Annotated in this window: 24 protein-coding genes and 2 pseudogenes; 13 read left to right on the top strand and 13 right to left on the bottom strand. The window is 57.9% G+C overall.

Annotation, left to right across the window (positions count from 1 at the left end; genetic code table 11):
* Positions 1-14: 14 nt before the first annotated feature.
* From mce to PSQ90_RS06240, 7 genes and pseudogenes are all read right to left on the bottom strand, one after another.
* Positions 15-419, bottom strand: coding sequence for a methylmalonyl-CoA epimerase (mce, locus tag PSQ90_RS06210; RefSeq protein WP_282212542.1), 405 nt, complete (start codon positions 417-419; stop codon positions 15-17).
* A pseudogene (gene scpA / locus PSQ90_RS06215) lies at positions 416-2,538 on the bottom strand (methylmalonyl-CoA mutase). The gene mce and the pseudogene scpA overlap by 4 nt, the downstream one beginning before the upstream one ends.
* The gene (locus tag PSQ90_RS06220) at positions 2,538-4,553 is read right to left on the bottom strand and encodes an acetyl-CoA carboxylase biotin carboxylase subunit (RefSeq protein WP_282212543.1); all 2,016 of its coding nucleotides are present in this window, start codon (positions 4,551-4,553) and stop codon (positions 2,538-2,540) included. The pseudogene scpA and the gene PSQ90_RS06220 overlap by 1 nt, the downstream one beginning before the upstream one ends.
* A 1-nt stretch (position 4,554) precedes the next feature.
* Positions 4,555-4,911, bottom strand: a complete 357-nt coding sequence (locus tag PSQ90_RS06225; RefSeq protein WP_282212544.1) for a GNAT family N-acetyltransferase — start codon at positions 4,909-4,911, stop codon at positions 4,555-4,557.
* Positions 4,912-5,060: 149 nt separating this feature from the next.
* The gene (locus PSQ90_RS06230; protein ID WP_282212545.1) at positions 5,061-6,593 is read right to left on the bottom strand and encodes an acyl-CoA carboxylase subunit beta; all 1,533 of its coding nucleotides are present in this window, start codon (positions 6,591-6,593) and stop codon (positions 5,061-5,063) included.
* A gap of 103 nt (positions 6,594-6,696) precedes the next feature.
* Entirely contained in the window at positions 6,697-7,251 is a 555-nt protein-coding gene (locus PSQ90_RS06235; protein WP_282212546.1) for a gamma carbonic anhydrase family protein, read from the bottom strand.
* Between the two features lie 13 nt (positions 7,252-7,264).
* Positions 7,265-8,674: a protein adenylyltransferase SelO gene (locus tag PSQ90_RS06240; protein ID WP_282212547.1), complete on the bottom strand. Its 1,410-nt coding sequence runs from the start codon at positions 8,672-8,674 to the stop codon at positions 7,265-7,267.
* A gap of 142 nt (positions 8,675-8,816) precedes the next feature.
* Here PSQ90_RS06240 and PSQ90_RS06245 point away from each other — a divergent pair, with 142 nt between their 5' ends.
* Positions 8,817-9,878, top strand: coding sequence for a D-TA family PLP-dependent enzyme (locus tag PSQ90_RS06245; RefSeq protein ID WP_282212548.1), 1,062 nt, complete (start codon positions 8,817-8,819; stop codon positions 9,876-9,878).
* A gap of 114 nt (positions 9,879-9,992) precedes the next feature.
* Positions 9,993-10,271: a hypothetical protein gene (locus tag PSQ90_RS06250; RefSeq protein ID WP_282212549.1), complete on the top strand. Its 279-nt coding sequence runs from the start codon at positions 9,993-9,995 to the stop codon at positions 10,269-10,271.
* Between the two features lie 13 nt (positions 10,272-10,284).
* On the opposite strand, the gene PSQ90_RS06255 is transcribed toward PSQ90_RS06250, so the two are convergent.
* From PSQ90_RS06255 to tsaB, 4 genes are all read right to left on the bottom strand, one after another.
* Positions 10,285-10,521 carry a hypothetical protein gene (locus tag PSQ90_RS06255; protein ID WP_282212550.1) on the bottom strand — a complete coding sequence of 79 codons (237 nt, stop codon included), beginning with the start codon at positions 10,519-10,521 and terminating at the stop codon, positions 10,285-10,287.
* A gap of 131 nt (positions 10,522-10,652) precedes the next feature.
* A complete protein-coding gene (locus PSQ90_RS06260) occupies positions 10,653-11,042 on the bottom strand; it encodes a Fur family transcriptional regulator (protein ID WP_282212999.1) in 390 nt (129 codons plus the stop codon).
* Between the two features lie 82 nt (positions 11,043-11,124).
* Complete coding sequence (gene rimI / locus PSQ90_RS06265; protein WP_282212551.1) at positions 11,125-11,604, bottom strand: ribosomal protein S18-alanine N-acetyltransferase; 480 nt, start codon at positions 11,602-11,604, stop codon at positions 11,125-11,127.
* Positions 11,601-12,209 (bottom strand): tRNA (adenosine(37)-N6)-threonylcarbamoyltransferase complex dimerization subunit type 1 TsaB, encoded by a 609-nt coding sequence (gene tsaB, locus PSQ90_RS06270; RefSeq protein WP_282212552.1) that lies wholly within the window; start codon positions 12,207-12,209, stop codon positions 11,601-11,603. The genes rimI and tsaB overlap by 4 nt, the downstream gene beginning before the upstream one ends.
* 107 nt (positions 12,210-12,316) lie before the next feature.
* Here tsaB and lnt point away from each other — a divergent pair, with 107 nt between their 5' ends.
* The 5 genes from lnt to PSQ90_RS06295 all read left to right on the top strand — a co-directional run bounded on the left by lnt (position 12,317) and on the right by PSQ90_RS06295 (position 16,633).
* The gene (gene lnt / locus PSQ90_RS06275) at positions 12,317-13,744 is read left to right on the top strand and encodes an apolipoprotein N-acyltransferase (protein WP_282212553.1); all 1,428 of its coding nucleotides are present in this window, start codon (positions 12,317-12,319) and stop codon (positions 13,742-13,744) included.
* Complete coding sequence (locus PSQ90_RS06280; RefSeq protein WP_282212554.1) at positions 13,734-13,928, top strand: hypothetical protein; 195 nt, start codon at positions 13,734-13,736, stop codon at positions 13,926-13,928. Before lnt ends, PSQ90_RS06280 begins: the two co-directional genes overlap by 11 nt.
* A 138-nt stretch (positions 13,929-14,066) precedes the next feature.
* On the top strand, positions 14,067-15,323 hold the full coding sequence (gene metK / locus PSQ90_RS06285; RefSeq protein ID WP_282212555.1) for a methionine adenosyltransferase: 1,257 nt from the start codon (positions 14,067-14,069) through the stop codon (positions 15,321-15,323).
* 115 nt (positions 15,324-15,438) lie between these two features.
* Entirely contained in the window at positions 15,439-16,224 is a 786-nt protein-coding gene (gene trmB / locus PSQ90_RS06290) for a tRNA (guanosine(46)-N7)-methyltransferase TrmB (protein WP_282212556.1), read from the top strand.
* 25 nt (positions 16,225-16,249) lie between these two features.
* The gene (locus PSQ90_RS06295) at positions 16,250-16,633 is read left to right on the top strand and encodes a winged helix-turn-helix transcriptional regulator (protein ID WP_282212557.1); all 384 of its coding nucleotides are present in this window, start codon (positions 16,250-16,252) and stop codon (positions 16,631-16,633) included.
* A 50-nt stretch (positions 16,634-16,683) separates the two neighbouring features.
* Here PSQ90_RS06295 and PSQ90_RS06300 read toward each other — a convergent pair whose 3' ends face one another.
* Positions 16,684-16,956 (bottom strand): hypothetical protein, encoded by a 273-nt coding sequence (locus tag PSQ90_RS06300; RefSeq protein ID WP_282212558.1) that lies wholly within the window; start codon positions 16,954-16,956, stop codon positions 16,684-16,686.
* Between the two features lie 439 nt (positions 16,957-17,395).
* Here PSQ90_RS06300 and PSQ90_RS06305 point away from each other — a divergent pair, with 439 nt between their 5' ends.
* On the top strand, positions 17,396-18,061 hold the full coding sequence (locus PSQ90_RS06305; RefSeq protein ID WP_282212559.1) for a ferredoxin reductase domain-containing protein: 666 nt from the start codon (positions 17,396-17,398) through the stop codon (positions 18,059-18,061).
* Here the strand turns inward: PSQ90_RS06305 and PSQ90_RS06310 are convergent, their stop codons facing one another.
* Entirely contained in the window at positions 18,062-18,760 is a 699-nt protein-coding gene (locus PSQ90_RS06310; protein WP_282212560.1) for an alpha/beta fold hydrolase, read from the bottom strand.
* Positions 18,761-18,932: 172 nt separating this feature from the next.
* Between PSQ90_RS06310 and rimP the strand changes: the two genes are divergently transcribed.
* From rimP to infB, 5 genes and pseudogenes are all read left to right on the top strand, one after another.
* The gene (gene rimP / locus PSQ90_RS06315; protein ID WP_282212561.1) at positions 18,933-19,592 is read left to right on the top strand and encodes a ribosome maturation factor RimP; all 660 of its coding nucleotides are present in this window, start codon (positions 18,933-18,935) and stop codon (positions 19,590-19,592) included.
* Positions 19,592-21,187, top strand: a complete 1,596-nt coding sequence (gene nusA / locus PSQ90_RS06320) for a transcription termination factor NusA (RefSeq protein ID WP_282212562.1) — start codon at positions 19,592-19,594, stop codon at positions 21,185-21,187. The genes rimP and nusA overlap by 1 nt, the downstream gene beginning before the upstream one ends.
* Positions 21,188-21,207: 20 nt before the next feature.
* Positions 21,208-21,426, top strand: a complete 219-nt coding sequence (locus PSQ90_RS06325) for a YlxR family protein (protein WP_282212563.1) — start codon at positions 21,208-21,210, stop codon at positions 21,424-21,426.
* A 2-nt stretch (positions 21,427-21,428) separates the two neighbouring features.
* Positions 21,429-21,887, top strand: coding sequence for a hypothetical protein (locus tag PSQ90_RS06330; RefSeq protein ID WP_282212564.1), 459 nt, complete (start codon positions 21,429-21,431; stop codon positions 21,885-21,887).
* 489 nt (positions 21,888-22,376) lie between these two features.
* Positions 22,377-24,799: pseudogene (gene infB / locus PSQ90_RS06335) on the top strand (translation initiation factor IF-2).
* Positions 24,800-24,821 lie beyond the last annotated feature (22 nt).

Consider the following 24,821-nt stretch of genomic DNA (forward strand, 5'->3'; position numbering starts at 1 on the left):
GAAGGAAGCCTGTTTCAAACCTCTTCGAGTTCGATCAGCGTGCCATCGAAATCCTTTGGATGCACAAAGACCACCGGGCGGCCATGGGCGCCAATTTTGGGGTTGCCGTCACCCAGCACGCGCGCGCCCTCGGCGGTCAGACGCTTTATCGCAGCGGCCAGATCAGCGACCTCAAAACAGATGTGATGCATGCCACCCCCCGGATTACGCGCCATGAAGGCGGCGATGGGGGAATTGCCGTCCAGCGCCTGCAGCAGTTCGATCTTGGTGTTGCCAGTGTCGATGAAGATGACGCGCACGCCATGTTCTGCCAATACTTGTTCTTGCCCCACCTGGGCGCCCAAGCCCTCGCGATAGCGGGCCGCTGCTGCTGCCAGATCGGGCACGGCGATGGCGATATGATTGAGCCGACCGATCATTTGTTGGTCAACCTTCCCTCGATCTGGCCGAGGACCGCAAAGGCGGCTTCGAGCACATTGGTGCCCGGTCCGAAAATTTCAACAACACCAGCATCGCGCAAAAAGCCATAGTCCGCTTCGGGGATGACGCCGCCGACGATGACGGCGATATGGCCAAGACCACGGTTTTGCAGATCCTTGATCAATTCCGGCACAAGGGTCTTGTGCCCCGCCGCGAGGGAAGAAACGCCGATGGCATCCACCTGCATTGCCCCAGCGCTTTCAGCGATTTCGGCCGCCGTTTCAAACAGCGCGCTGATTTCCACCTTGAAACCGAGATCGGCAAAGGCCGAGGCGATGATCTTGGCACCCCGGTCGTGACCATCCTGCCCCATCTTGGCGATGAAAATTGACGGTGGACGGCCCCGACTCTGGCCAAAATTTTGTATGCGGCGGGTGAGTTCTTCATATTGAGGATCACCGGCATAGCTTTGGGCGTAGATTCCGAGATTATTTGGGTGGTCGCAGAATAGCGCCCAAACACGTCTTCCATGGCCTGGGAAATCTCGCCTAGCGTCGCGCGAGCCCTTGCCGCCTCGATGGCAGCATCAAGCAGGTTGCCTTCGTCCATGGCCGCATATTCACGCAGCGCCGCGAGTGCTGCATCAACCGCCGACTGATCTCGGGTCTGGCGCAGCTTTTCGAGCAGGGCAATCTGTTCGGCGCGCACCCGGGCATTGTCGATATCGCGCACGGCAAGCGGTTCTTCGGTTTCGAGGCGATAGCGATTGACCCCGACAATGACGTCCTCTCCCCGATCAACACGTGCCTGTCGCAGGGCCGCCGCTTTTTCGATTTCAAGCTTTGGTGTGCCCGCAGCAACCGCCTTGGTCATGCCACCCGCCGCCTCAGCTTCGGCGATCAGGACGCTGGCCTGTTCGACCAATTGGGCGGTGAGTGCCTCGACATAGTAGGAGCCGCCCAACGGGTCGACCACATCTGTGATGCGGCTTTCGTGTTGCAGGATCAATTGGGTATTGCGGGCGATGCGACTGGAAAATTCGGTGGGGAGCGCGATGGCCTCGTCAAAGGAATTGGTGTGCAGGCTTTGCGTGCCCCCCAACGTTGCGGCCAGCGCTTCAATGGTGGTGCGCACGATATTGTTGTGCGGGTCCTGTTCGGTCAGCGACACGCCCGAGGTTTGACAATGGGTCCGCAGCATTTTCGAGCGCGCGTCTTTGGCACCGAGATCGGTCATGATGCGCGACCAGAGCTGGCGGGCGGCGCGCAGCTTTGCCACTTCGACAAAAAAGTTCATGCCAATGCCGAAAAAGAAGCTGAGGCGCGGCGCGAAAGCGTCGATATCGAGCCCCTTGGCCGAAGCGGCGCGGACATATTCCATGCCATCGGCCAGCGTATAGGCTAGTTCCTGCACCGCCGTCGCACCCGCTTCGTGCATGTGATAGCCCGAAATCGACACCGAATTGAACTTTGGCGCGTGGCGAGCCGTCCATGCAATAATGTCGCCAACGATGCGCATCGAGGGTTCGGGCGGGTAAATATAGGTATTGCGTACCATGAACTCCTTGAGCACATCGTTTTGAATGGTGCCGGAGAGTTTTTCGGATTTGACGCCCTGTTCTTCGGCCGCAACGATGAACATGGCCAGTACCGGGATGACTGCCCCGTTCATGGTCATTGACACGCTCATTTGATCGAGCGGGATCTGGTCAAAGAGAATTTTCATGTCCTCAACGCTGTCGATGGCGACGCCAGCCTTGCCGACATCGCCCGTAACGCGCGGATGGTCGCTATCGTAGCCGCGATGGGTGGCCAGATCGAAGGCGACCGAAAGCCCTTTTTGGCCGCCTGCCAGGGCTTGGCGGTAAAAATTATTGCTTTCGCGCGCGGTCGAAAACCCGGCGTATTGGCGAATAGTCCAGGGGCGGTTGGCGTACATTGTGGCGCGCACGCCGCGCGTAAATGGTTCAGCGCCGGGGATTTCTGCTGTGGGATCGGTGCCGAAATAGACGGGTTTGACAGCAATCCCGCCATAGTCGCGGTCAAGCGTTTCGGGCTCGGCCTTAAGCTCGGCCTGTGCCACTTGATACCATTTGGCGGCTGGAGATTTTTCGCTCATCACACCGCCTCAAATTCCATCATGATCTGGTCGACCGCCAATATGGCGCCCGCCGTGACATGGAGTTTTGAAACGCGGGCGCGCTTGGGCGCCTTGAGCACATTTTCCATTTTCATGGCCTCAACAATTGCCAGCGTCTGGCCGTCCTCGACCACTTCGCCCTCGCTGACATCGACGCGCACCACCTGGCCCGGCATAGGGCAGAGCAGATATTTGCTCATGTCGGGCGGCACTTTGATCGGCATCAAACTAAGAAGCGCGGCGATGTGCGGTGCCAAAGCCTGCACCTTGAGATCGGCGCCGCGATAGCGAATGCGGAAACCGGCGGTGATCGGGGAAACCTTGAGCGTGCTCAACTGATCACCATGCCAATGGATGGTCGCAAGGTTAGCGCCCGGCTTCCAGTCAAAACGATCAACCTGGGCGGTGTTATCAAGCAGGTTCAGCTCCCAGGTGCCGCCTGGCTCGAGCCGATGCAGTTTGACCGGAAAATGCTCGCCTTCAATGACAATGCTCCACTCGCCGTAAATTTCGACGCCACCGCCAAGAGCGGCGCGGCTGGTCTGACCGTGACGCTCGGCCAGTTGCAAAGCCATCATGGCGGCGACCGCGATGACCTCAAACAGCCGACCATGCGGCAACTGAACGCCGGAAAATCCTTCGGGAAATTCCTCCGCGATATAGTTGGTCGTCAGCTGGCCGGCGCGGAAACGCTCCTGATCCATGACGGCGGAGAGGAAGGGCAGATTATTGCCGACCCCTTCAAGCTCGAACCTGTCCAGCGCCACTGCCATCGCGTCGATGGCCTGGAGGCGAGTGGGTGCCCAGGTGCAGAGTTTTGCGATCATCGGATCATAAAAAGTCGATATTTCGCCGCCCTCGAACACCCCGGTATCATTGCGCACGGCCAAAGTATCGTGGGCCTCTTCCTGCGGTGGTCGATAGCGCGTCAGTCGCCCGGTGGAAGGCAGGAAATTGCGGTAAGGATCCTCAGCATAAAGCCGGGATTCGATGGCCCAGCCATTCAGTTTCACCTCGGCCTGGGTCAAGGGCAGCTTTTCGCCCGCAGCGACACGCAGCATCAGTTCGACCAGATCAAGGCCGGTGATCAGTTCGGTCACCGGATGTTCGACCTGCAGGCGGGTGTTCATTTCCAGAAAATAGAAATTGGCCTTGGCATCGACGATGAATTCGACCGTGCCGGCACTGAAATAGCCAACAGCCTTGCACAGCGCCACGGCCTGCTCGCCCATGGCCTTGCGGGTCTTGGCGTTCAAAAACGGGCTGGGCGCTTCTTCGATGACTTTTTGGTTGCGGCGCTGGATCGAGCACTCGCGCTCACCCAGATAAATGATGTTGCCGTGGGTATCGCCGATCACCTGAATTTCGATATGGCGCGGTTCGGTGACGAATTTTTCAATGAAAATGCGGTCATCGCCAAACGAGGACGCCGCTTCCGACTTGGAGCGGGCAAAGCCTTCGCGGGCCTCCTCGTCATTATAGGCAACGCGCATGCCCTTGCCGCCGCCGCCCGCACTGGCCTTGATCATCACCGGATAACCGATTTCGCTGGCAATCCTCACCGCCGCGTCGGCATCGTCGATCAGGCCCATATGGCCGGGCACAGTGGAAACACCCGCCTCGGCGGCCAGTTTTTTGGACGTGATCTTGTCGCCCATCGCCTCGATGGCGTTTACCCGTGGGCCGACGAAAATGATGTTGGCGGCGGCAAGCGCTTCGGCGAATTTTGGGTTTTCGGACAAAAAGCCATAGCCGGGATGGACGGCATCGGCGCCGGTCTCTTGGCAGGCGGCAATGATTTTTTCGATCTGCAGATAGCTTTGTGCCGCTGGAGACGGACCGATATGAACCGCCTCGTCAGCCATTTGCACATGCAGCGCTTCGCGGTCAGCATCCGCATAAATCGCGACGGTTTTGATGCCGAGCTTTCTGGCGGTCTTGATGATCCGACAGGCAATCTCGCCGCGATTGGCAATGAGGAGTTTTTGGATCATTTCAGGCGGGCTCCATCACGATGCGTTGTGGCGTGGTCTGTATTGCGCGGAAGCCTTCGCGCTCATAAAATTTTATCGCTCGCGGATTGGTGGTCAAGACGCTGAGTCGCAAAGGCAGGCCAAGCAAGTCTGCATCGTTGCGGGCGCGTTCGAGCAACGTCACACCGTGACCACGGTTGCGCGCTTCGGGCAGCAGATAGAATTTATTGAGTTCAACAAAAGTCGGCTTTTGCCAAAGGTCAATGCAGCCCATATCGCGGTCATTGATAACGACAATCCTGTGCCGTTCTACGTCGAAGCCGTATTTTTCTATACTCGGCACCCAGTCGTCCCATAACGCTAGCGCGTAATCACGCATGCAGATGTCTTCGAGGCTGTTGACGAAATCAGCGTCGTCCACCGTTGCCGGGCGAAGTGTTAGCACCACTTTTGGGCTAGGACCGTGATTTGTAGTGGAACCTCCGGCACTGGGTGGTCCCGCGCCCGGGACGGACGAGCGTGCCTCTCTCATAGCGGAATGTTCCCGTGCTTCTTCCTGGGCCCAACCGACTGCTTGTTCTTGAGCGTTGAGAAGGCGCGGATGACGCGGCGGCGGGTGCCGTGGGGCATGATGACGTCGTCGATAAAGCCGCGTTCGGCGGCAACGAAGGGGTTGGCAAAGCGCGCTTCATAGTCGGCGGTCCGTTTAGCGATCTTTTCCTTGTCAGTCAGTTCGGAGCGATAGAGAATTTCGGCGGCACCCCTGGCGCCCATCACGGCGATTTCGGCGGTGGGCCAGGCGTAGTTGACGTCTGCCTTGATATGTTTGGAGGCCATCACATCGTAAGCACCGCCATAGGCCTTGCGGGTAATGACGGTGACCAATGGGACAGTGGCTTCGGCATAGGCGAACAGCAGTTTTGCCCCGTGTTTGATGATGCCGCCATATTCCTGGGCGGTACCGGGCAGAAAGCCGGGGACATCGACAAGGGTCAATATCGGGATTTCAAAACTGTCGCAGAAACGAATGAAGCGGGCGGCTTTTTTGGCAGCGTTAATATCAAGGCAACCGGCCAATACCAGCGGCTGATTGGCAACAACGCCTATCGGCTGGCCATCGAGCCGGATAAAGCCTGTCAAAATATTGCCGGCATGGTCTTTTTGCAGTTCAAGAAAATTGGCCTCGTCAGCAATTTTGACGATGACTTCGTGCATGTCATAGGGTTGGTTGGGGCTGGCCGGAATGATGGTATCAAGGCTGATTTCGGCGCGGTCGGGACTATCGCTTGAGGGCAGAACGGGCGGTTTATGACCGGCAGACAGGGGCAGGAAATCAAACAGCCGCCGCACTTCGAGAAGCGTTTCGATATCATTGTCGAACGCGGCATCGGCAACGGCAGAAATCTTGGTGTGGGTCGATGCTCCGCCCAATTCTTCGGCGGTGACGATTTCGTTGGTGACGGTTTTGACCACGTCGGGGCCAGTTACAAACATGTAGCTGGTGTCTTTGACCATATAGATGAAATCGGTCATGGCGGGCGAGTAGACCGCACCACCGGCGCAGGGCCCCATGATCACAGAAATCTGGGGAATGGCCCCCGAGGCCTGCACATTGCGCCAGAACACATCGGCATAGCCGCCAAGGCTTGCGACACCTTCCTGAATACGGGCGCCGCCACTGTCATTGAGCCCAATGACCGGCGCGCCGTTTTGCAGCGCCAGGTCCATGATCTTGCAGATTTTCTTGGCGTGGGTCTCGCTTAGCGAACCGCCAAAGACGGTAAAATCCTGGGAGAATACATAGGTGATGCGGCCATTGATGGTGCCCCAGCCGGTCACCACGCCATCGCCGGGAATGATGGTGTCGGCCATGCCGAAATCGGTGGCGCGATGGGTGACGAACATGTCGTATTCTTCAAAACTGCCGGGATCGAGCAGAATGGCGAGCCGTTCGCGGGCGCTCAGCTTGCCCTTGGCGTGTTGGGCGTCGATACGGCGTTTGCCGCCGCCCTGCCGCGCCTGTTGACGCCGCGATTCGAGCGCCTTGATGATCTCCTGCATATCTCCCCCGGCAAAGTTCAGATGCTGCCGTTTTTGACCGGACAGTCAAAAGCCAGATTGGGCGGGGCAGCGTAAAAATGCAATGACCGATCAGCGTTTACCCTCAGGTCGGGTCAAAGCTTAATTCATGTTTGGCGACCGGGCGACATCCCTTGGCAAAGCGGCGAGCGTTCTGGACATAATGATCGGCGGACTGAACCAGCTTGGCGATGGCGTCGGCATCGAGTTCGCGCACCACTTTGCCCGGCGCACCAACGACCAGGGAATTATCGGGAATGGTTTTTCCCTCAGTGATCAAGGCCCCGGCGCCGATCAGGCAATTCTTGCCAATTTTCGCGCCATTCAGAATGGTGGCGCCCATGCCGATCAGCGTGTTGTCGCCAATAGTACACCCATGCAGCATTGCCTTGTGGCCAATGGTGCAGCCCACCCCCACGGTCAGCGGAAAACCCATGTCGGTGTGAAGCACAGTATTTTCCTGGATGTTGGTGCGCGGGCCGATGGTAATCGGCTCATTGTCGCCCCGCGCCACGACGCCGAACCAGACACCGACATCGCGGGCAATATTGATCTGACCAACCAGCACAGCGGTCGGGGCGATCCAGGCAACTTCGGGATCAATGTTCGGGCCGACATCATCCAACGCATAAAGGGTCATGGCACCCTCCTTTTCACGGTTCAATGCCATAGGCGTCGCGCATTTGGGCAATTTCGGCAAGAGTTGATGCCAAAACCGACCAATCGTCATTTTCGGCAATCGGGTCCCAGATCGCCTCGACCTCCTCGATCAGCATGGTGCGGGGGCGTGATCGCGCAAAATAGGGGTGATTGAGATTGGCGGTCTTGTCGGGCACAAAATTATCAAGAAGGTCGGCGACCGAGCGAAAATCGGCGCTCGTGTAAAACTGGGCCGCCGGACTTTTGGCGGCGCGTTCGGCACTTTGGGCCCCGCCGCGCCAATCGAAAAAGAACTGCTCATAGGGTGCCTCTGATGCGCCTAAAAAGCCGAAAAGCGCGGTGACAAATTGGGTGCCCTGCTCGTCGGTGCCCGGTGTGAGCGCCAAACGCGCCAGCATGGCATTGGACAATTCGGTGCGAAAGATCGGCCAGAACCGGTTGAGGACGGGTTCAAGCGCCTCGGTCGAGGAAATCGGTAGCAAGGATTCGGCCAGGCGGGTAAGATTCCACGCCAATGTGTCGGGTTGTCGGCCAAAGCTATAAAGTCCTGTATTGTCGAAATAGGCGGCGGTGAATTCGGGATCATAGCTGGGCACGAACCGCCACGGGCCATAGTCGAAACTTTCCCCGGTGATGTTGATATTATCGGTATTGAGCACGCCGTGAACAAATCCCGCAGCGATCCACTGCGCGCCCAGTCGCGCCACTCGAGCAGCCACGACCCCGAGAAAAGCGGCGGGCCTGTCGGCGGCGTCGGTCAGTTCAGGATAGTAATTGGCAATGGCATAATCGAGCAATTGGCTGATGCCAGCATGGTCCTCAAGATAGGCCAACCGCTGGAACGTGCCGATGCGAATATGGGAGTGGCTGAGACGTACGAGAACCGCCGAGCGGGTTGGGGATGGTTCGTCGCCGCGATGCAGCGCCTCGCCGGTTTCGACCAATGAGAACGATTTTGAGGTGTAAACGCCCAACGCCTCAAGCATTTCGGTGGCCAGAATTTCGCGCACGCCGCCCTTGAGGGTCAGCCGCCCATCGCCGCCACGCGACCAGGGGGTTTTGCCCGACCCCTTGGTGGCAAAATCTAGCAGGCGACTATCGACAGGATCATAGGCTTGCGCGAACAAAAATCCTCTTCCATCGCCGAGTTCTGGATTGTAGCTGCGGAACTGATGGCCGTGGTAGCGCAAGGCCAGTGGTTCGGCTAGAGAGCCTGGAAGCGGTTCAAAACGGCCAAAATGGGCCAGCCATTGGGCTTCATCAAGATCCCCCAACCCCATGCGGTCGGCCCAGCGCTGGTCGCGATGGCGCAGGATGGTTTTGGGGAAATCGGCCGGGGCAACATGATCATAAAAGGCATCGCCCAAAGTTTCGTGGTTTTTGGCTGGCTTGAAAGTGCTCATGGTCCAAGGCTTAGTCCGCCCAATGCAATCCGTCTACTGATGCGTCAGGGCAGCAGGGATTGGCGAAAAGCCAATGATTTCTTATCAGCCACTTGATTGGATCGGCCAAGCCCATAAAAGTGCGGCAAAGCCGGAGACAATCATGACCAAAATCCTCGCCGATCTCGAAACCCCTTGCGTTGTCATCGACATTGATCGGGTGGAAGCCAATCTCAAACGGGGTCAGGCAGCGGCCGATGCCCTTGGCGTTGCCTTGCGTCCCCATATCAAGACGCACAAGATTCCGCGTTTTGCGCTGCGGCAGGTTGAACTGGGCGCAGTGGGGATCACGGTACAAAAGCTGGGCGAGGCCGAAACCATGGCCGATGCCGGACTGGATGATCTCTTCCTGCCCTACAATATCATTGGGACCACAAAGCTTGATCGGTTGGTGGCGCTCAATGATCGGCTCAATCTGAAGGTCACGGCAGACAGCCCCGACACGGTTGCGGGCTATGCGCAACGCCTTGCAAATTCGGCCAAACCACTGGTGGTTCTGGTGGAATGCGATACCGGATTAGGCCGGTGCGGGGTACAGACGGCGGCGCAGGCTCTTGCCCTGGCGCGCCATATTGCTTTGTCGCCGGGGTTGCAATTTGGCGGGCTAATGACCTATCCGGCAGCTGGCAAGGTCGCCGAGTCCGATCATTGGCTGGCCGATGCAGTGGCCCTTCTGACCGAAGCCGGGTTTGATTGCCCCGTGGTTTCGGGGGGCAACACGCCCGACATGTTTCGCCTGAACAAATCTGTTGTTACCGAAATTCGGCCCGGCACCTATATTTATTTTGACCGGGGGCAGGTCTCGCTCGGGGCTGCAAGTTTTGAGGATTGTGCGCTCAGCGTTTTGACAACCGTGGTATCGCGCCCAACGGCAAACAGGATCGTTATTGATGCCGGATCAAAATCGCTGACCAGCGATCTGTTCGGTCTGGTGGGGTTTGGCGTGGTGATGGACAACACGGCGGTGAGCGTTACCTCGCTTTCCGAAGAACATGGGGTCATCGAGCTTGCCGAGCCCTCCGACGCGCCAAGGGTTGGTGATCGCATCCGCATCATTCCCAACCACGCCTGTCCGGTTTCCAACCTGCACGATCAGGTCCATCTGATCTCGGGCAACGAATGGGTTGAGACCATTACAGTTGCGGCGCGCGGTCGCACGGATTGAGCAGGCGTTGAAATTAAATTCCTGTGGTGAACCATATCGAGGATGGTTGCGTTAGCAATCGGTGAACTCTGCTCACCTATTCAATTCACGGGGGCTCCGAACAGGAGCTTGGAAGTGCCATATAGTTTAATTGATATCGGCATTGTGCGCCGTAACGCGCACAAGTCACTGCCGAACCGCGTGGTGGGTACGGTACGCGCTGTGCTCAAGGAAATTCAGGATGATCGGGAGCAGGAACATGAGCTTGCGGTGTCCGTCTGGGCCGAGACCTGCCCCGAGATGAGCGAGCAGGACATTGAAATGGCGCTGTTGCTCAAGGCCGCCGATATTGTGGGTCGGGTCAAAACCAATCTGGAACGCAGCGATCGGATACCCCCGCCATCACCATCTTAATGGTAACCGAGGCCTAGTGCTTTTGATTGGCCAATTCCCGATCATCGGTCGACAATACAGGAACGCGGGCCCTTTCGGTCATCGGGCCGAGGCGGGCAACGGCCAGCCGCGTTGCCGAAGGGCGTGCAAATTGGCGCGCAATGGCATCCTGTTCAGCCTCACGGCGGGCGCGTCGAGCGCGCTCATCCTTGACAAACCAGAGGATTGCCAGGGCCACAACCGCCCACATTGCCAGCAATTGCAAGATCATAACCGCACCCGTGTGTTTTTCGCACGAGTTTCATAGCTAACAAAAGCTTAACTGGCCAAAGGATGTCGGTGTTAGGCTTAACGGTGGGCATTTTATCCAAAATTTCCGCGCACCATCGGCCCCAATATTCGCTATCTGTCGGCGCCGTCCGGTTTGTTGATCGGGACCGCATAGAGTTCGAGCCGGTGATCGACCAGCTTGTACCCGAGCTTACGGGCAATCACTTCCTGAATAGCCTCTATTTCCTCATTGCGAAATTCAATGACGGTACCAGTGCGGATGTCGATCAGATGGTCGTGATGCTCATCAGGGATCAGCTCGAACCGGGCGCGGCCGTCCTTGAAGTCGTGCTTGGTAACAAGCCCCGCTTCTTCAAACAGGTTCATGGTGCGATAGACTGTGGACAGCGAAATGCGCGGATCAATCGCCGAGGCGCGGCGATAGAGTTCCTCGACATCGGGGTGATCCTCGCTCTGTTCGATCACCTGGGCAATCACACGGCGCTGCTCGGTCATGCGCATGCCGCGCTGGGCGCAAGCTTCTTCGAGGGTCAACTCGGTCTGGATGTTGCTCACGCTATCCTCCTACCGCCAAAATACCGGGTTACCCAAGATCGCGAGACATGACAAGCGCTGTTGCCGCGCTGCCATCGGCCTTGGGATAATAGCCCTTGCGGGTGCCGATTTGGGAAAAGCCCTCGCGTTCATAGAGCGCCAGTGCCGATGCATTCAGTTCGTCAACCTCGAGAAAAACGGTTTTGACTGGACTCATCATCAAATCGGAAAAGGCGGCGTGCAACAGGGCGGTCCCCACTTTCTTGCCGCGCCATTTTGGATCGACGGCAATGGTCAAGAGTTCGGCCTCGTCGCCTGCAATGCGAAACATGGCAAATCCGGCAATGCGCCTTTTGGCGTCGCACGCCACATATGTGGGATTGGACGCTTCGGCCAGAAAGCCCGTGAACTCGTCACTCGACCATCCCCGATAAAAGCCCTGTTTGTGCAATCTGGCCAGATCGGCAGCATCGCGGGTCTGGGCTGGCTCGATATGCAGGCCCGCCGGGGCCATCCATAATTTCATCATGGGCTCACCCTGGCGATACGGGCGGCGGTTTGCGGTTTGGCGTCGGCGTGCCGCACATAGCTCGCCTCGGGCGGGAAGGCTGCCGGATCGGCCTTATCTGCAAAGCGCGCCAGCAGGGCGATCTCAACAAAGGGGCTTTCTATGATGACGGCGTCGGCCGTGAGGCCTGCACGTGCGCCCTCCATGGGAACAAGGCGCGCCGCATCGAGAGGTACACCGGGGGCGGAAAAATTTTGCACATAGGCCTGATCGCGTCGTGCATCGAGCAAGACACTGACCGGCACACCCGGCGTGGCGGCAAGCGAAATCGCCAAAAGACTCGGTACGCCCAGAACCGGGATATTGCGTGCCAGACCGACGCCACGGGCCGCCGACAATCCGATCCGCAGGCCGGTAAAGGAGCCGGGGCCGGTCGTGACCGCGATCCGCTCAAGATCGGCATAGCCGAGATCATTGCGCGACAAAAGCGTCTCGATCCGGGCAAAAATGAGCTCGGCATGACCCGTGGAAATCTCGTCGATGAGCTGGTCGGTTTGCCCATTGGCGTGCAGCAGCGCCAATTGCAAACGGGGGGCAGCGGTATCAATTGCCAAGGTGATATACATAATTAGGGTCTAGCGATGCAGGCGTAGCTAGTCCAGCGGCTTGACGCTATGGATTGGGACGGCGACCTTGCCGGGATGCACACTGATTCGTTGCGAGTTGCACTGATATGACCTGGTTGGCAGAAACTGCCATGTTGAGCCACGGCTGGCGGCGATTTTTGTTGCTGGTGGTGGCCGGAGCCATTGCCGCGCTGTCGATTGCCCCGCTGTTTGTGCTGCCCGCCTTGTTCGTGACTTTTCCGATCTGGATCTGGTGTCTGGACGGGGCCGAGCGGCGTGGCGGCTGGCAAAAATTGTTCGGGCCAGCCTTTGGCATCGGCTTTGCCTTTGGGTTGGGCTATTTCACCGTATCGTTTCACTGGCTGGGCGCCGCGTTTTTTGTTGATGGCGGCATCATGATCGCGATCATGCCGTTTGCCATGGTGTCGCTGGCGGCACTGATTGCGCTTTTCTGGGGCTTTGCAAGCGCGTTGGCGCACCTGTTCTGGTCCAATGGGGCGTGGCGGGTGGTGACGCTGGCCACTTTCCTGACCATCGCCGAATGGGCGCGCGGCCATTATCTGAGCGGCTTTCCGTTTGATCTTTTGGGCTATGCGCTGACCCCGACCGAAGAAATGATGCAGCTGGCCTCGGTCATCGGGATTTACGGCCTGACATTTTTGGCAGCACTTCTGGCGATGACGCCCTCGCTGATCTGGCCAGCCGATCAACGCACCCTGACGCGGCGTCTTGCGCCGTTTTTTCTCGGCCTTCTGGCGTTGGTGGGACAAATGGGCTTTGGCTACAACCGGCTTGCGGCAACACCGGTCACACCAATGCAGGACATTCGGATCCGGCTGGTGCAGCCGTTGATTTATGAGCATGCAGACTGGAGCAAGGTTGATCCCGCCGCAACGATTGACCGGTTGCTGACCCTATCACAAATGCAGGTTAGCCCAGAGGACAAGGGTTTGGCGGGGATCACCCAATTGATATGGCCAGAGTCGGCACTGCCGTTCTTCTTGTCGCAATATCCCGAGGCACTGGCCCGTATTGCACGCATGTTGCCCGATACGACGATCCTGCTGACCGGCGCCCCACGACAGGACTATGTTCCGGGCGATGCGCCATCGGCCAAACCACCGTTCAATTCCCTGCTCGCCATCAATGGCGATGGAGAAGTGTTTGACAGCTATGACAAGTCGCATCTGGTGCCATTCGGCGAATTTTTACCATTTCAAGGGTTTTTCGCCCAGTTGGGGATCAAGCAGTTTGTGCCTGGCGCCGATGGCTGGGCGCATGGCGACGCGCGACGTCGGTTGATGAGCCTGCCCAACATGCCGCCGTTTCTGGCGCTGATTTGCTATGAGGCGCTTTTTTCAGGCGACCTTGGCGATACCGTGCAGGCCCGGTACCTGCTCAATATTACCAATGATGCGTGGTTTGATGGCTCCATCGGGCCGGCCCAGCATGCCCAGCATGCGCGGGTGCGGGCTGTGGAAGAAGGCATGAGTCTGATCTCGGGCGGCCAATTCGGGCGTCACCATGGCGGTTGATCCGCTGGGGCGGATTGCAGCGCAATTGCCGGTGCAACAAATGGATGTGCTCGACGTCGTGCCAGATGAGCGGCTCGCGACCACAATTTTTGCACAGTATCGCTATTGGCCGCTGCTGATCGCCTTGCTTTTCGGCCTCGGTATCAGCGTAGCGGTCGGTCGCCGTCAAAAGCGCGTTTCCTGACGCAGGAAATTTGTTTCCGGACAATCACTTCAACATATCAAGATTTCTTTATATCCGTCTTGACCGTTTGGCCATGCGGTGGCAGAAACTGGCCCCAATTGCTCTTTTTTGAGCCTTTTGCGCATTTGGAGGCCTGTTTTGGCACGCTCAACCTATCTGTTCACCTCTGAATCAGTCTCTGAAGGCCATCCCGACAAGGTGTGTGACCGGATTTCCGACGAGATCGTTGATCTGGTTTTCCGCGAAGCCAAAAAGGCTGGCATGGATCCTGCTCAGGTGCGCACTGCCTGCGAAACGCTGGCAACCACCAACCGCGTGATCATTGCCGGTGAAGTTCGCGTTCCCCCTTCCTTGCTCAAAAAGGACAAGGACGGCACCATCATGCTTGATGCCGCAGGCAATCCGCGGGTCAATCCTTCCAAGTTCAAGTCGGTTGCCCGCAAGGCCATCCGTGCCATTGGCTACGAACAGTCGGGCTTTCACTGGAAGACCGCCAAGATCGATGTGCTGCTGCATGGGCAGTCTGCCGATATTGCGCAAGGCGTGGATGAAAGTGGCAACAAGGATGTTGGCGCGGGCGATCAGGGGATCATGTTTGGCTATGCCAGCCGAGAAACTCCCGAACTGCTGCCAGCGCCGATCTATTATGCCCACAAAATTCTCAATGACCTGACCGTTGCGCGCAAGGAAGGAACCGGCCCTGCCCGCGTCCTGGGACCTGACGCCAAGAGCCAGGTAACGGTGCGTTATGAGAATGGCATTCCCGTTGCTGTAACCCAGATTGTTCTGTCGACCCAGCATCTGGATGCATCGCTCAATTCCAGCGATGTCCGGCTGATCGTTGAGCCAATCATCCGGGCGGCCTTGCCTGAGGGTTGGGTTTCGGAAGAAACTGTGTGGCACGTCAACCCGACCGGCAAATTCGTCGTGGGGGGCCCTGATGGCGATGCAGGTCTGACCGGCCGCAAGATCATCGTTGACACTTATGGCGGTGCTGCCCCCCATGGCGGCGGCGCTTTTTCGGGCAAAGACCCCACCAAGGTTGATCGGTCAGCAGCCTACGCGGCGCGCTATCTGGCCAAAAACGTTGTGGCTGCAGGGCTCGCAGACCGCGCAACGATCCAGCTCAGCTATGCTATTGGTGTCGCCCAGCCACTTTCGATCTATGTCGATCTGCACGGCACCGGCAAGGTCGATGAATCGGTATTGGAACTCGCCCTGGCAAAAGTCATGGATTTGACGCCGCGCGGCATCCGTACCCATCTCGACCTCAACAAGCCGATTTACTCCAAGACGGCCGCCTACGGCCATTTCGGGCGCAAGGCCGGTCGCGACGGTAGCTTTTCCTGGGAAAAGACTGATCTGGTCAGCGCGCTCAAAGCTGCAGTCAAATAGCGTCGCCTCAATGGTTCCGGCCCGGATTTATGACCAGGCCGGAACCATGTGGGGTTGACGGCGGGGCCCGTGTCTTTGCAAGGAGGGCAACGATTTTGCTGTCGAGAAAGCCCTGATGTCCCACGAACTCCCCAAAACCCGCGATGGTGCGCCGCGCGCCTTTTTCGGTCGCCGCGTGGGCAAACGCCTGCACGAGGGGCAACAGGCGATCTATGACGCCACCTTGCCCGATCTTGAAATCAAGCCGGATGACGGTGCATTTGATCCGGCATCCCTGTTCCCCGAGGCCAAAAAACTGTCGCTGGAAATTGGCTATGGCGGGGGCGAGCATCTGGCTCTGGAGGCCAGCCGCAATCCCGAGACAGGCTACATTGGTTGCGAAGTTTTTACAGGCGGTATCGGCAAGATCGTCCAGACGATCAATGAGCAGCAGCTAAAAAACATCACACTTTATACCGACGACGCCTACAAGCTTTTGGTCAAACTGCCTGACGCATCGCTTGACGAGATTTTCCTATTGTACCCCGATCCATGGCCAAAAACCCGACACCACAAACGCCGGTTTGTTTCGCCTACGACGCTCAAGGAACTGGCGCGGGTGCTCAAGCCCGGTTGCCTGTTTTATTTTGCGACCGATATCGAGGATTACGCCAACTGGACTCTGGCCCATATTCTGGCAACGCCAGAATTTATCTTCGCGCCAAGCCACCCAGGGTCATGGCACGAGCCCTACCCGGGCTGGCAGGCGACGCGGTACGAAAAAAGGCGCGCCGCGAAGGGCGACTGCTTAGCTTCTACTTCACATTCACCCGCCGGTAGGCCCAAGTGTCCGGCGGCGCGGTCGGATGACAAAAGTTTAATGGGTGTTGGGGTGCAATTGGGCGCGAACGGTCCCATATGAAGCTTGAAATTGCCTAAGGACGATCATGCCCGCGTCACCCCAAAACAGCGATCACGAGCCATTGCTGGTGGTCAAGCCAGGAAAATGGACCCTCGTGGTCATCACGCAATTGCGCGCCGAACGGCACCGCTTTAACGAATTGCGGCGTGGAATCGGCGCGATTACGCAGAAAACCCTCACTTCGACATTGCGCGAACTGGAACGCGACGGGTTCGTAACGCGCACCATCTATCCCAGCATTCCGCCTCGGGTCGAATATGAACTGACCGATCTCGGACGGGCATTTCTCGAGCTGGCCGACGGGTGGCGGCGATTTGCGGACAAGCACCGCGACAGTGTCGAGGCAGCGCGGCAGCGCTTTGATGAGGTTCAATCTCGGGTTGAACCCTCTCAGGGCGCTGCCCGCTGAGTTTCGGGCACCGTCAGCATCGCGCCGACGGTGCCAATTTACCCAATCGATTAGAGGGTGACGGGGGTCAGGCTGTCAGGCGTGAAATACTTCATTTCTGTCTTGCCGTCGTTGGTCTTGACCCAAGCGCGAACCAGATCGCCCCATTCTTCGACCGAAGTTGCTGCAACACCCTTGTCCTGCAGGCGGGTTAGAATGGTTTCGGCGGCAAATTCACGTGCGCTGTCATTGCCGTCGCCGAATGGAGAGGTGCTGGCAAACGCTGGAGCAACAACGCCAGCAAGGCTGGCAACGGTCACGAGTGCGATGATTGTTTTCTTCATTTTCTAAGTTCCTGTGTGTCTTGGACGTCGGGAGGACATCGTATCGAACACACCGGAAATGAGCATTTGCACCGTGGTTCGCAAGGTGACAAATTCATGACAACACCCCTTGAAACCCCGGATAGCATGACCAGAGTTTTCGCAGGGATATCAAGGAACTATCGAGATATTCAGTTTCTCCCGCGATACCGGGTTTCGTCACAGAAACGATTTGCGCCAGTTGGATATTTGGCCCTTTTTCGAGCCCCGGTGAGGTCGATCGACGAATTAAGAGCGCAAGAACTGGGCTCAACGTGCCCCGTTTCCGTCCCAGCAACCCCACCCAAAAAAATTTCTGCAAAGCGTGATTTTTTTGCTTCCACCCATTGGGCGGCGCAAGTTTGTGGCGTCGGGGGAACCATATGGGGCCGCTCGCGTCTGATTTGGAAAGGAGAGCGTCATGCCAACCAGCGTCAAAATCCTCAAAACCGAAAAGATCACCCCCAATGTGCGCCACTATCGGCTCGAAAAGCCCAAGGGATATTCGTTTGGACCGGGGCAGGCCACGGAGGTGTCGATCGACAAGGATGGTTGGCGCGACAAAAAACGCCCGTTCACCTTTACCTCGCTCAACGACTGGGAGGAGTTGGAGTTCACGATTAAGAGCTACACCGACCATCCCGGCGTCACCGCTGAGCTGTGGGGGCTGGAGGCAGGGGACCGCCTATTGCTGCGCGACGTGTGGGGAACAATCCAATATGAAGGGCCCGGCACCTTTATTGCGGGTGGGGCCGGCGTAACGCCGTTTATTGCCATTTTGCGTCAGCTCAATGCCAAGGGTGGGTTGGCAGGCAACCGGCTTATTGCGTCAAACAGCACCGAAGCCGACATCATCCTGCGCAACGAATTTGAAGCCATGGAGGGCCTCGAAACCCTTTGGACGGTGACGCACGATCCCAAAACCCGTCTTGAACAGGAACGGATCGACAGCGCTTTTCTTAAAAAGCACATCAGCGACTTTTCGCAGAATTTCTATCTTTGCGGACCTGACGACATGGTCAAGGACTTAAGGGATGCGCTGGAAAGGCTGGGGGCCAACGTCAACGCGCTGGTTTGGGAAAAGTAGTCAGTCCTGCAACCAATTATTTAGCGCGCCCAGAACGGCGACTGTCTGTTCGCGCAGCGCGAAGTGGCCAGCGCGTTGCACCAGCACATATCCGGATCCGGGGATGAGCGCGTGCATCCGGTCGGACAAGGCCGGAGGGGTGACCTGATCACTATCGCCGACAATGATGGTTGTTGGGCAGACAATGGTTGGCAGCAGATCATATGATTCAGGGCGATTGAGAATGGCGCTTTGCTGGCGGACATAAGTATCGGGCCCGGTATCGAGCGCCATTTGCAAATGCAAAGCGCGCAATTGGACATCATTGAGGTGATCGGGATGCACATTATTGGCGAAATTGGCCCCGGCGATTGTTGAGAACTTGCCCGCACGAACCAGCGCAATTTGTCGCTGCCGATTATCGCGCTGTTCGGGCGTATCGCTGCCAGCGCCGGTACTGAGAAGGGCGAGATGGCTAACGCGCTCGGGCGCCTGACGCATGATTTCAAGCGCGATATAGCCTCCCATTGAAAAGCCCAGTAGTGCGAACCGGGGCGGTGCGTCCTTTAGAATGGTGGCGGCTATTTCAGCAATTGTATTGCCGCGGCGATGATCGGTCAGCACGAGCGCACCGCGGCTCCACAATGTCGGCAACAAGGGAGCAAATACCGCCTGGGTGCAATTAAGGCCGGGAACGAGCAGCAGCGGCGTGACGGTCATGTTTGGATCTTTGCACTTGCGGGCGCTCTTGCCCTTGGGATTGAACGGGAGTATAGAGACGACAACATCTCTGGCGGTTTGCAGAGTGGGAGCCGTCCGGCCCCCGCTCTTTTTTATTCCCAAAGCGTCGGCAAATTGACAAGACATATTGAAGTGGGCGCAGCACATCGACATGAGTTTTGATCTCAAGGAAAAGCGATACATCAAGGAGACGGGTCTGGAATCGCGCATTGCCGCGATTGTCGAGCCGGTGGCCAATGATCTGGGCTATTCTCTGGTTCGCATCAAGCTGACCCAGGAAAACGGTTGCACGCTGCAGATCATGGCTGAAGACGCCAATGGTCATTTTGCCATTACCGACTGCGAAAGGCTGTCCAAGGATCTATCGCCGGTTCTGGATGTCGAGGACCCGATCGAGCGCGAATATCATCTTGAGGTCTCCTCGCCCGGTATCGACCGGCCGTTGGTGCGGGCGCGCGATTTTGCCGCCTACATCGGCTTTGAAGCCAAGATCGAGCTTAGCGAAATGATCGAAGGTCGCCGACGTTTTCGCGGCTTTATCCTTTCGGTCGATGATGAAGCGGTTACCATTCGCCTGCCCGATGCCCCGGCCGGGGTCGATCCAAACCACCGCCTGACGCTAACCATGCTGGCCGATGCAAAGCTTGTGATGAGCGATGCGCTGATGGAAGTTGCCCGCAAGGCGCAGGAAGAAAACAATCCTCTCGATGACGACGAAATCGAGACTGAAACCGACGAAATGTCCGACGATTTTGATGAAGATGATCAGTCGGGCGATGATGACGACAAAAGCTCCGAGGAGATACACTGATGGCTGTTAGCGCGAACCGACTGGAGCTCTTGCAAATCGCAGACGCCGTTGCCCGCGAAAAATCGATTGACCGGATGGTCGTGATCGACGCCATGCAGGATGCCATCGAAAAGGCCGCCAAGGCGCGCTATGGCGCGGAAACCGAGATCAAGGCCGAGATCAATCCGCGCTCGGGCGAATTGCGCTTGTGGCGGCTACTCGAAATCGTTGAAGAGGTCGAGGAGCATTCGCGCCAGGTATCGCTCAAAGATGCGCTGCCCAAGAACCCAACGGCCAAGGTTGGCGATTTTCTGACCGAGCCCCTGCCCCCCATTGAATTTGGCCGGATCGCGGCTCAGTCCGCCAAGCAGGTGATCGTGCAAAAAGTGCGCGATGCCGAGCGTGAGCGGATGTATGACGAATATTTCAACCGCATTGGCGAAGTGGTCAATGGTTCGGTCAAGCGTGTTGAATATGGCAATGTGATTGTTGATCTGGGTCGGGGCGAAGCCATTATCCGGCGCGATGAGTTGATCCCGCGCGAAATGTTCCGCTATGGCGACCGCGTTCGCGCCTATGTCTATGATGTGCGCCGCGAACAGCGTGGGCCGCAGATTTTCCTTAGCCGCACCCATCCCCAGTTCATGGCCAAGTTGTTCATGCAGGAAGTGCCTGAAATCTACGACGGCATCATCACCATTCGTTCGATTGCACGCGATCCAGGCAGCCGCGCCAAAATCGCTGTGACCTCCTCGGACGGGTCCATTGATCCGGTTGGCGCCTGTGTTGGCATGCGCGGCAGCCGCGTTCAGGCGGTTGTGGGCGAATTGCAGGGCGAGAAGATCGACATCATTCCCTGGACTGACAATATCGCGGATCTGGTGGTTAGCGCCCTACAGCCAGCCGATGTCGCCAAGGTGGTGCTCGACGAGCAGGCCGAGCGTATCGAAGTGGTGGTGCCTGATGAGCAATTGAGCCTGGCCATTGGTCGGCGTGGACAGAATGTGCGCCTTGCCAGCCAGTTGATCGGCTGGGATATCGACATTCTGACTGAGCAGGAAGAGAGCGAACGGCGCCAGAAAGAGTTCACCGAACGGTCAGCTTTGTTTATCGAAGCCCTTGACGTGGACGAGATGGTTGCCCAACTCTTGGCTTCGGAAGGTTTTTCCACGGTTGAAGAACTGGCCTATATCGAACTCAATGAAATTGCCACGATTGAAGGGTTCGACGAGGAAACGGCCACCGAAATCCAAAATCGCGCCATTGAATATCTGGCCGCCATCGACCGCGCTTATGACGAAGAGCGCAAGAAACTTGGCGTCAAGGATGAACTTTTTGATATTACCGGGCTCAATGCTGCCATGCTGGTGGCGTTAGGTAAGGAAGAAATCAAGACGGTCGAAGACTTTGCCGGTTGCGCTGCGGACGATCTGGTTGGATGGTCCGAACGCAAGGATGGGGAAACCAAGCGGTTCGAGGGAAGTTTCAAGGATTTCCCGATCAGCCGCGAGGAAGCCGAAGACATGATCTTGCAGGCTCGATTGCAGGTTGGCTGGATTACGGCTGAAGAGCTTGCGACCCCTGAAGACGATGTCTCGCAGGAGGAAGCGGTTTAGGAGTTTTGGCGGGGTAGACTATGGCCCGCACGGAAGAAACCACGCGCCTTTGCGCCCTGAGCCGACAGGAAAAGCCGGTGACGGATCTGATCCGTTTCGTTCTGGGACCGGACGGGATGATCGTGCCCGATACAGATGCCAAGGCCGAAGGGCGCGGTGTCTGGATCCGACTCGACAAGGCTTCTGTGGCTGAAGCGGTCAAAAAAAGGTCTTTGGCCGTAGCCTCAAATGTGAGGTAAGGGTGCCGGACGATCTGGCCGGGCTGGCCCAGCTCAGACTGGAGCAGCGATTGTTGTCGGCCTTGGGCATGTGCCGCAAGGCAGGGCAAATCGTTACCGGAGCAACCAAGGTACGTGCCTTGCTGGCCAGTGGCGATCTGATTGCGCTACTGACAGCGACTGATGCTTCGCCCGATGGGCGCAGTAAAATGGTGGGGCCACTCAAGGCCCTGCACTATGGGGCCGAGGAAGAAGGAATCGTGGGGTTTGACGTGCCCCATCTCGAATTGCTGAGTTCAGAACAATTGGGTTTGGCACTTGGGCTCGAAAATGTGATACATGCTGCGCTCATGAATGGGGCTGCAGCCCGATCAGCACTGGAAAAGGCCCGCAGATTGGCCCTATACAGCGCTAAACATGGTCAAAGTGACAGCGACCGCGACGCGGTTGACGCTGACATTTTGTCGAACGGCATGGAGTAGAATCGAAATGGCGATGTAACTGCCCGATCGATTTTTCGACACACAGAGACAAGAGACGCGATTTACATGGCTGATAACGACGACAAGCGCACCGACGATAATTCTGGCGCTGGCGGCAAGAAAACGCTGACATTGAAGGGTGGGCCGGGCATCGGCAATCGCCCCGGAGTGGCGCGTTCGTCTCGTACAGTGGTTGTCGAGAAGCGCACGCGGCGCATTGCAACGCCCGGCGCACCCAGTGGCACGTCGACGCCGTCACAGCGTCCGAACGAGCAAAGACCCCAGGGCCAGCGTCCGCCGGGAGGCGCTCAACGTCCGCAAAATGCGCGCCCTTCACCGCAGCAGCGACCCTCCGCAGGGCTTTCGGCGGCCGAGGCTGAAGCACGCCGTGCTGTCCTGCGCGAGGCTGGAGCCCGCCAGGAAGAAGAGCAGAAGCGTTTTGCTGCTGAAGAAGCGCGCCGCGTCGAAGAGGATGCTCGACGCCGCCAGATCCGCGAAGACGCCGAACGCCAGGACGAAGAGCGCCGTCAGGCCGCCGAGGTCGAAGCGCCAGCGTCTCCAGTTGCGCCAGACTCACCAGCGGCCGAGGCAACGCCTGAAGCACCAGCGCCTTCGGATGCTAACGCTGAAAAGAGCGAGGAATTTGTTCCGCGCTCGCACCAGCAGGCTGGTCCCAAGAGTGTGCGCGTGGTTGCCGGGCGTCCCGGTCAGCCATCACGGCCACAGCGTCCGGCTGGCGATCGCCCCAATCCAAATGCGCGTCCCGCCAGTGAACGCGGTGCCGGCGCGGCATTGCGTACGCCCGCAGGCAGCGCTCGTCCCGGTGCAGAACGGCGTCCAACCGGTGCCGGTATGGCTCCGATTGGCAATGCGCCGCCGGCTGAACCCAGTGAGGCCGATGGCCGCAAGATCCGCACCGGTGCACCATCCAACCGTCCGATTGTCAATGCGGCCGAGCTGGAAAATGCCCGTCGCGCTTCGCGCGCGGCACCAGAACGTCCTACGCGCCGTTCAGGGCAGGACGGCAATGGCCGCGGTCGTCTGACCGTTACCAACGCCGGTGTTGAAGGTGATCGCGACAAAGGGCCGTCGCTGGCCGCCATGCGTCGCCGCCGCGACAAGAAAATGGGCCGCAACCAGACTGTTGCGCCCAAACTGGCACGTGAAGTGACCATTCCTGAAGCCATCACGGTGCAGGAATTGGCCAATCGCATGACCGAGCGTTCCGTCGTTGTGATCAAATATCTGATGGCACAGGGCCAGATGGCCACGATCAATGATGTGATCGATGCCGATACCGCCGAACTGATCGCCATTGAGTTGGGCCATACGGTCAAGCGCGTGTCCGATGCCGACGTTGAAGAAGGGCTTTACGATCTGCCTGCCGACGACAAGGCCGAGGATTTGACGGATCGTGCACCGGTTGTGACCATCATGGGTCACGTCGACCACGGCAAGACCTCGCTGCTCGATGCGATCCGTGAAGCCAATGTCGTGTCCGGTGAAGCGGGTGGCATTACCCAGCATATCGGCGCCTATCAGGTCGAAAGGAACGGTGCCAAGATCACCTTCCTCGACACCCCGGGCCATGAAGCCTTCACCGCCATGCGTGCCCGTGGCGCGCAGGCAACCGACATTGCCATTCTGGTGGTGGCAGCCGACGACGGCGTGATGCCGCAGACCATTGAATCGATCAAGCACGCCAAGGCGGCCGAAGTGCCGATTATTGTTGCGATCAACAAGATGGACAAACCCGGTGCCGATCCGCAGCGGGTGCGCACCGAGTTGCTGCAGCACGAGGTGTTTGTGGAATCCATGGGCGGCGATGTTCTGGACGTCGAAGTATCGGCGATTAACAAGACTGGCTTGGACAAGCTGCTCGAAACAATTCTGTTGCAGGCTGAAGTGCTTGAACTCAAGGTGGCTCGTGATGGGCGCGCCGAGGGTCTGGTGGTTGAAGCCAAGCTCGACCGCGGTCGCGGTGCTGTGGCAACGGTTCTGGTACAGCGCGGCACCTTGGCTATCGGCGATATTCTGGTTGCCGGCATCGAATTTGCCCGCGTCCGGGCGCTGATCAATGACAAGGGCGAACAGGTCAAGGAAGCGGGTCCATCGACCCGGTCGAAGTTCTGGGCTTTACGGGCGTTCCGAGTGCGGGTGACCGTTTCTCGGTGGTTGAATCTGAAGCACGGGCGCGCGAAGTGACTGAATATCGCCAGCGCGCCATCCGCGAAAAGACAGCAGGTGGCGGCGCTACCAGCCTTGAGCAGATGATGAACCAGCTCAAGGATCTGGGCATTGCCAAGTTCCCGCTGATCATCAAGGGCGATGTGCAGGGTTCGGTCGAAGCAATCAACGCTTCGCTCAACAAGCTGTCGACCGAGGAAGTTTCGGCGCAGATCCTGATGTCGGGCGTTGGCGGCATTACCGAAAGCGATGTGACCCTGGCAACGGCTTCGAACGCGATCATTATCGGGTTCAACGTACGAGCCAACAAGCAGGCAACGGATCTTGCGACGCGCGACGGTATCGAAATCCGCTATTACAACATCATCTACGATCTGGTGGACGATGTTAAGGCGGCAATGTCGGGTCTGTTGAAGCCAGAGCGGCGCGAAACCTTCATCGGCAATGCCAAGATCCTGGAAGTGTTCAATATTTCCAAGGTTGGCAAGGTCGCCGGTTGTCAGGTTACAGAGGGCATGGTCGAACGTGGCGCGGGTGTTCGCCTGATCCGCGACGATGTGGTGGTGCACGAAGGCAAGCTGTCGACGCTCAAGCGCTTCAAGGATGAAGTCAAGGAAGTCCAGATCGGTCAGGAATGCGGTATGGCCTTTGAGAAGTACGAGGACATGCGCGTCGATGATGTCATCGAATGCTTCCGCGTCGAGACGATCCAGCGCACGCTCTAGCGAGTCGCAAATGAAATTGAAA

The organism is Devosia rhodophyticola (genome assembly GCF_028816475.1).
In the GTDB taxonomy this organism is placed as follows: Bacteria; Pseudomonadota; Alphaproteobacteria; order Rhizobiales; family Devosiaceae; genus Devosia; species Devosia rhodophyticola.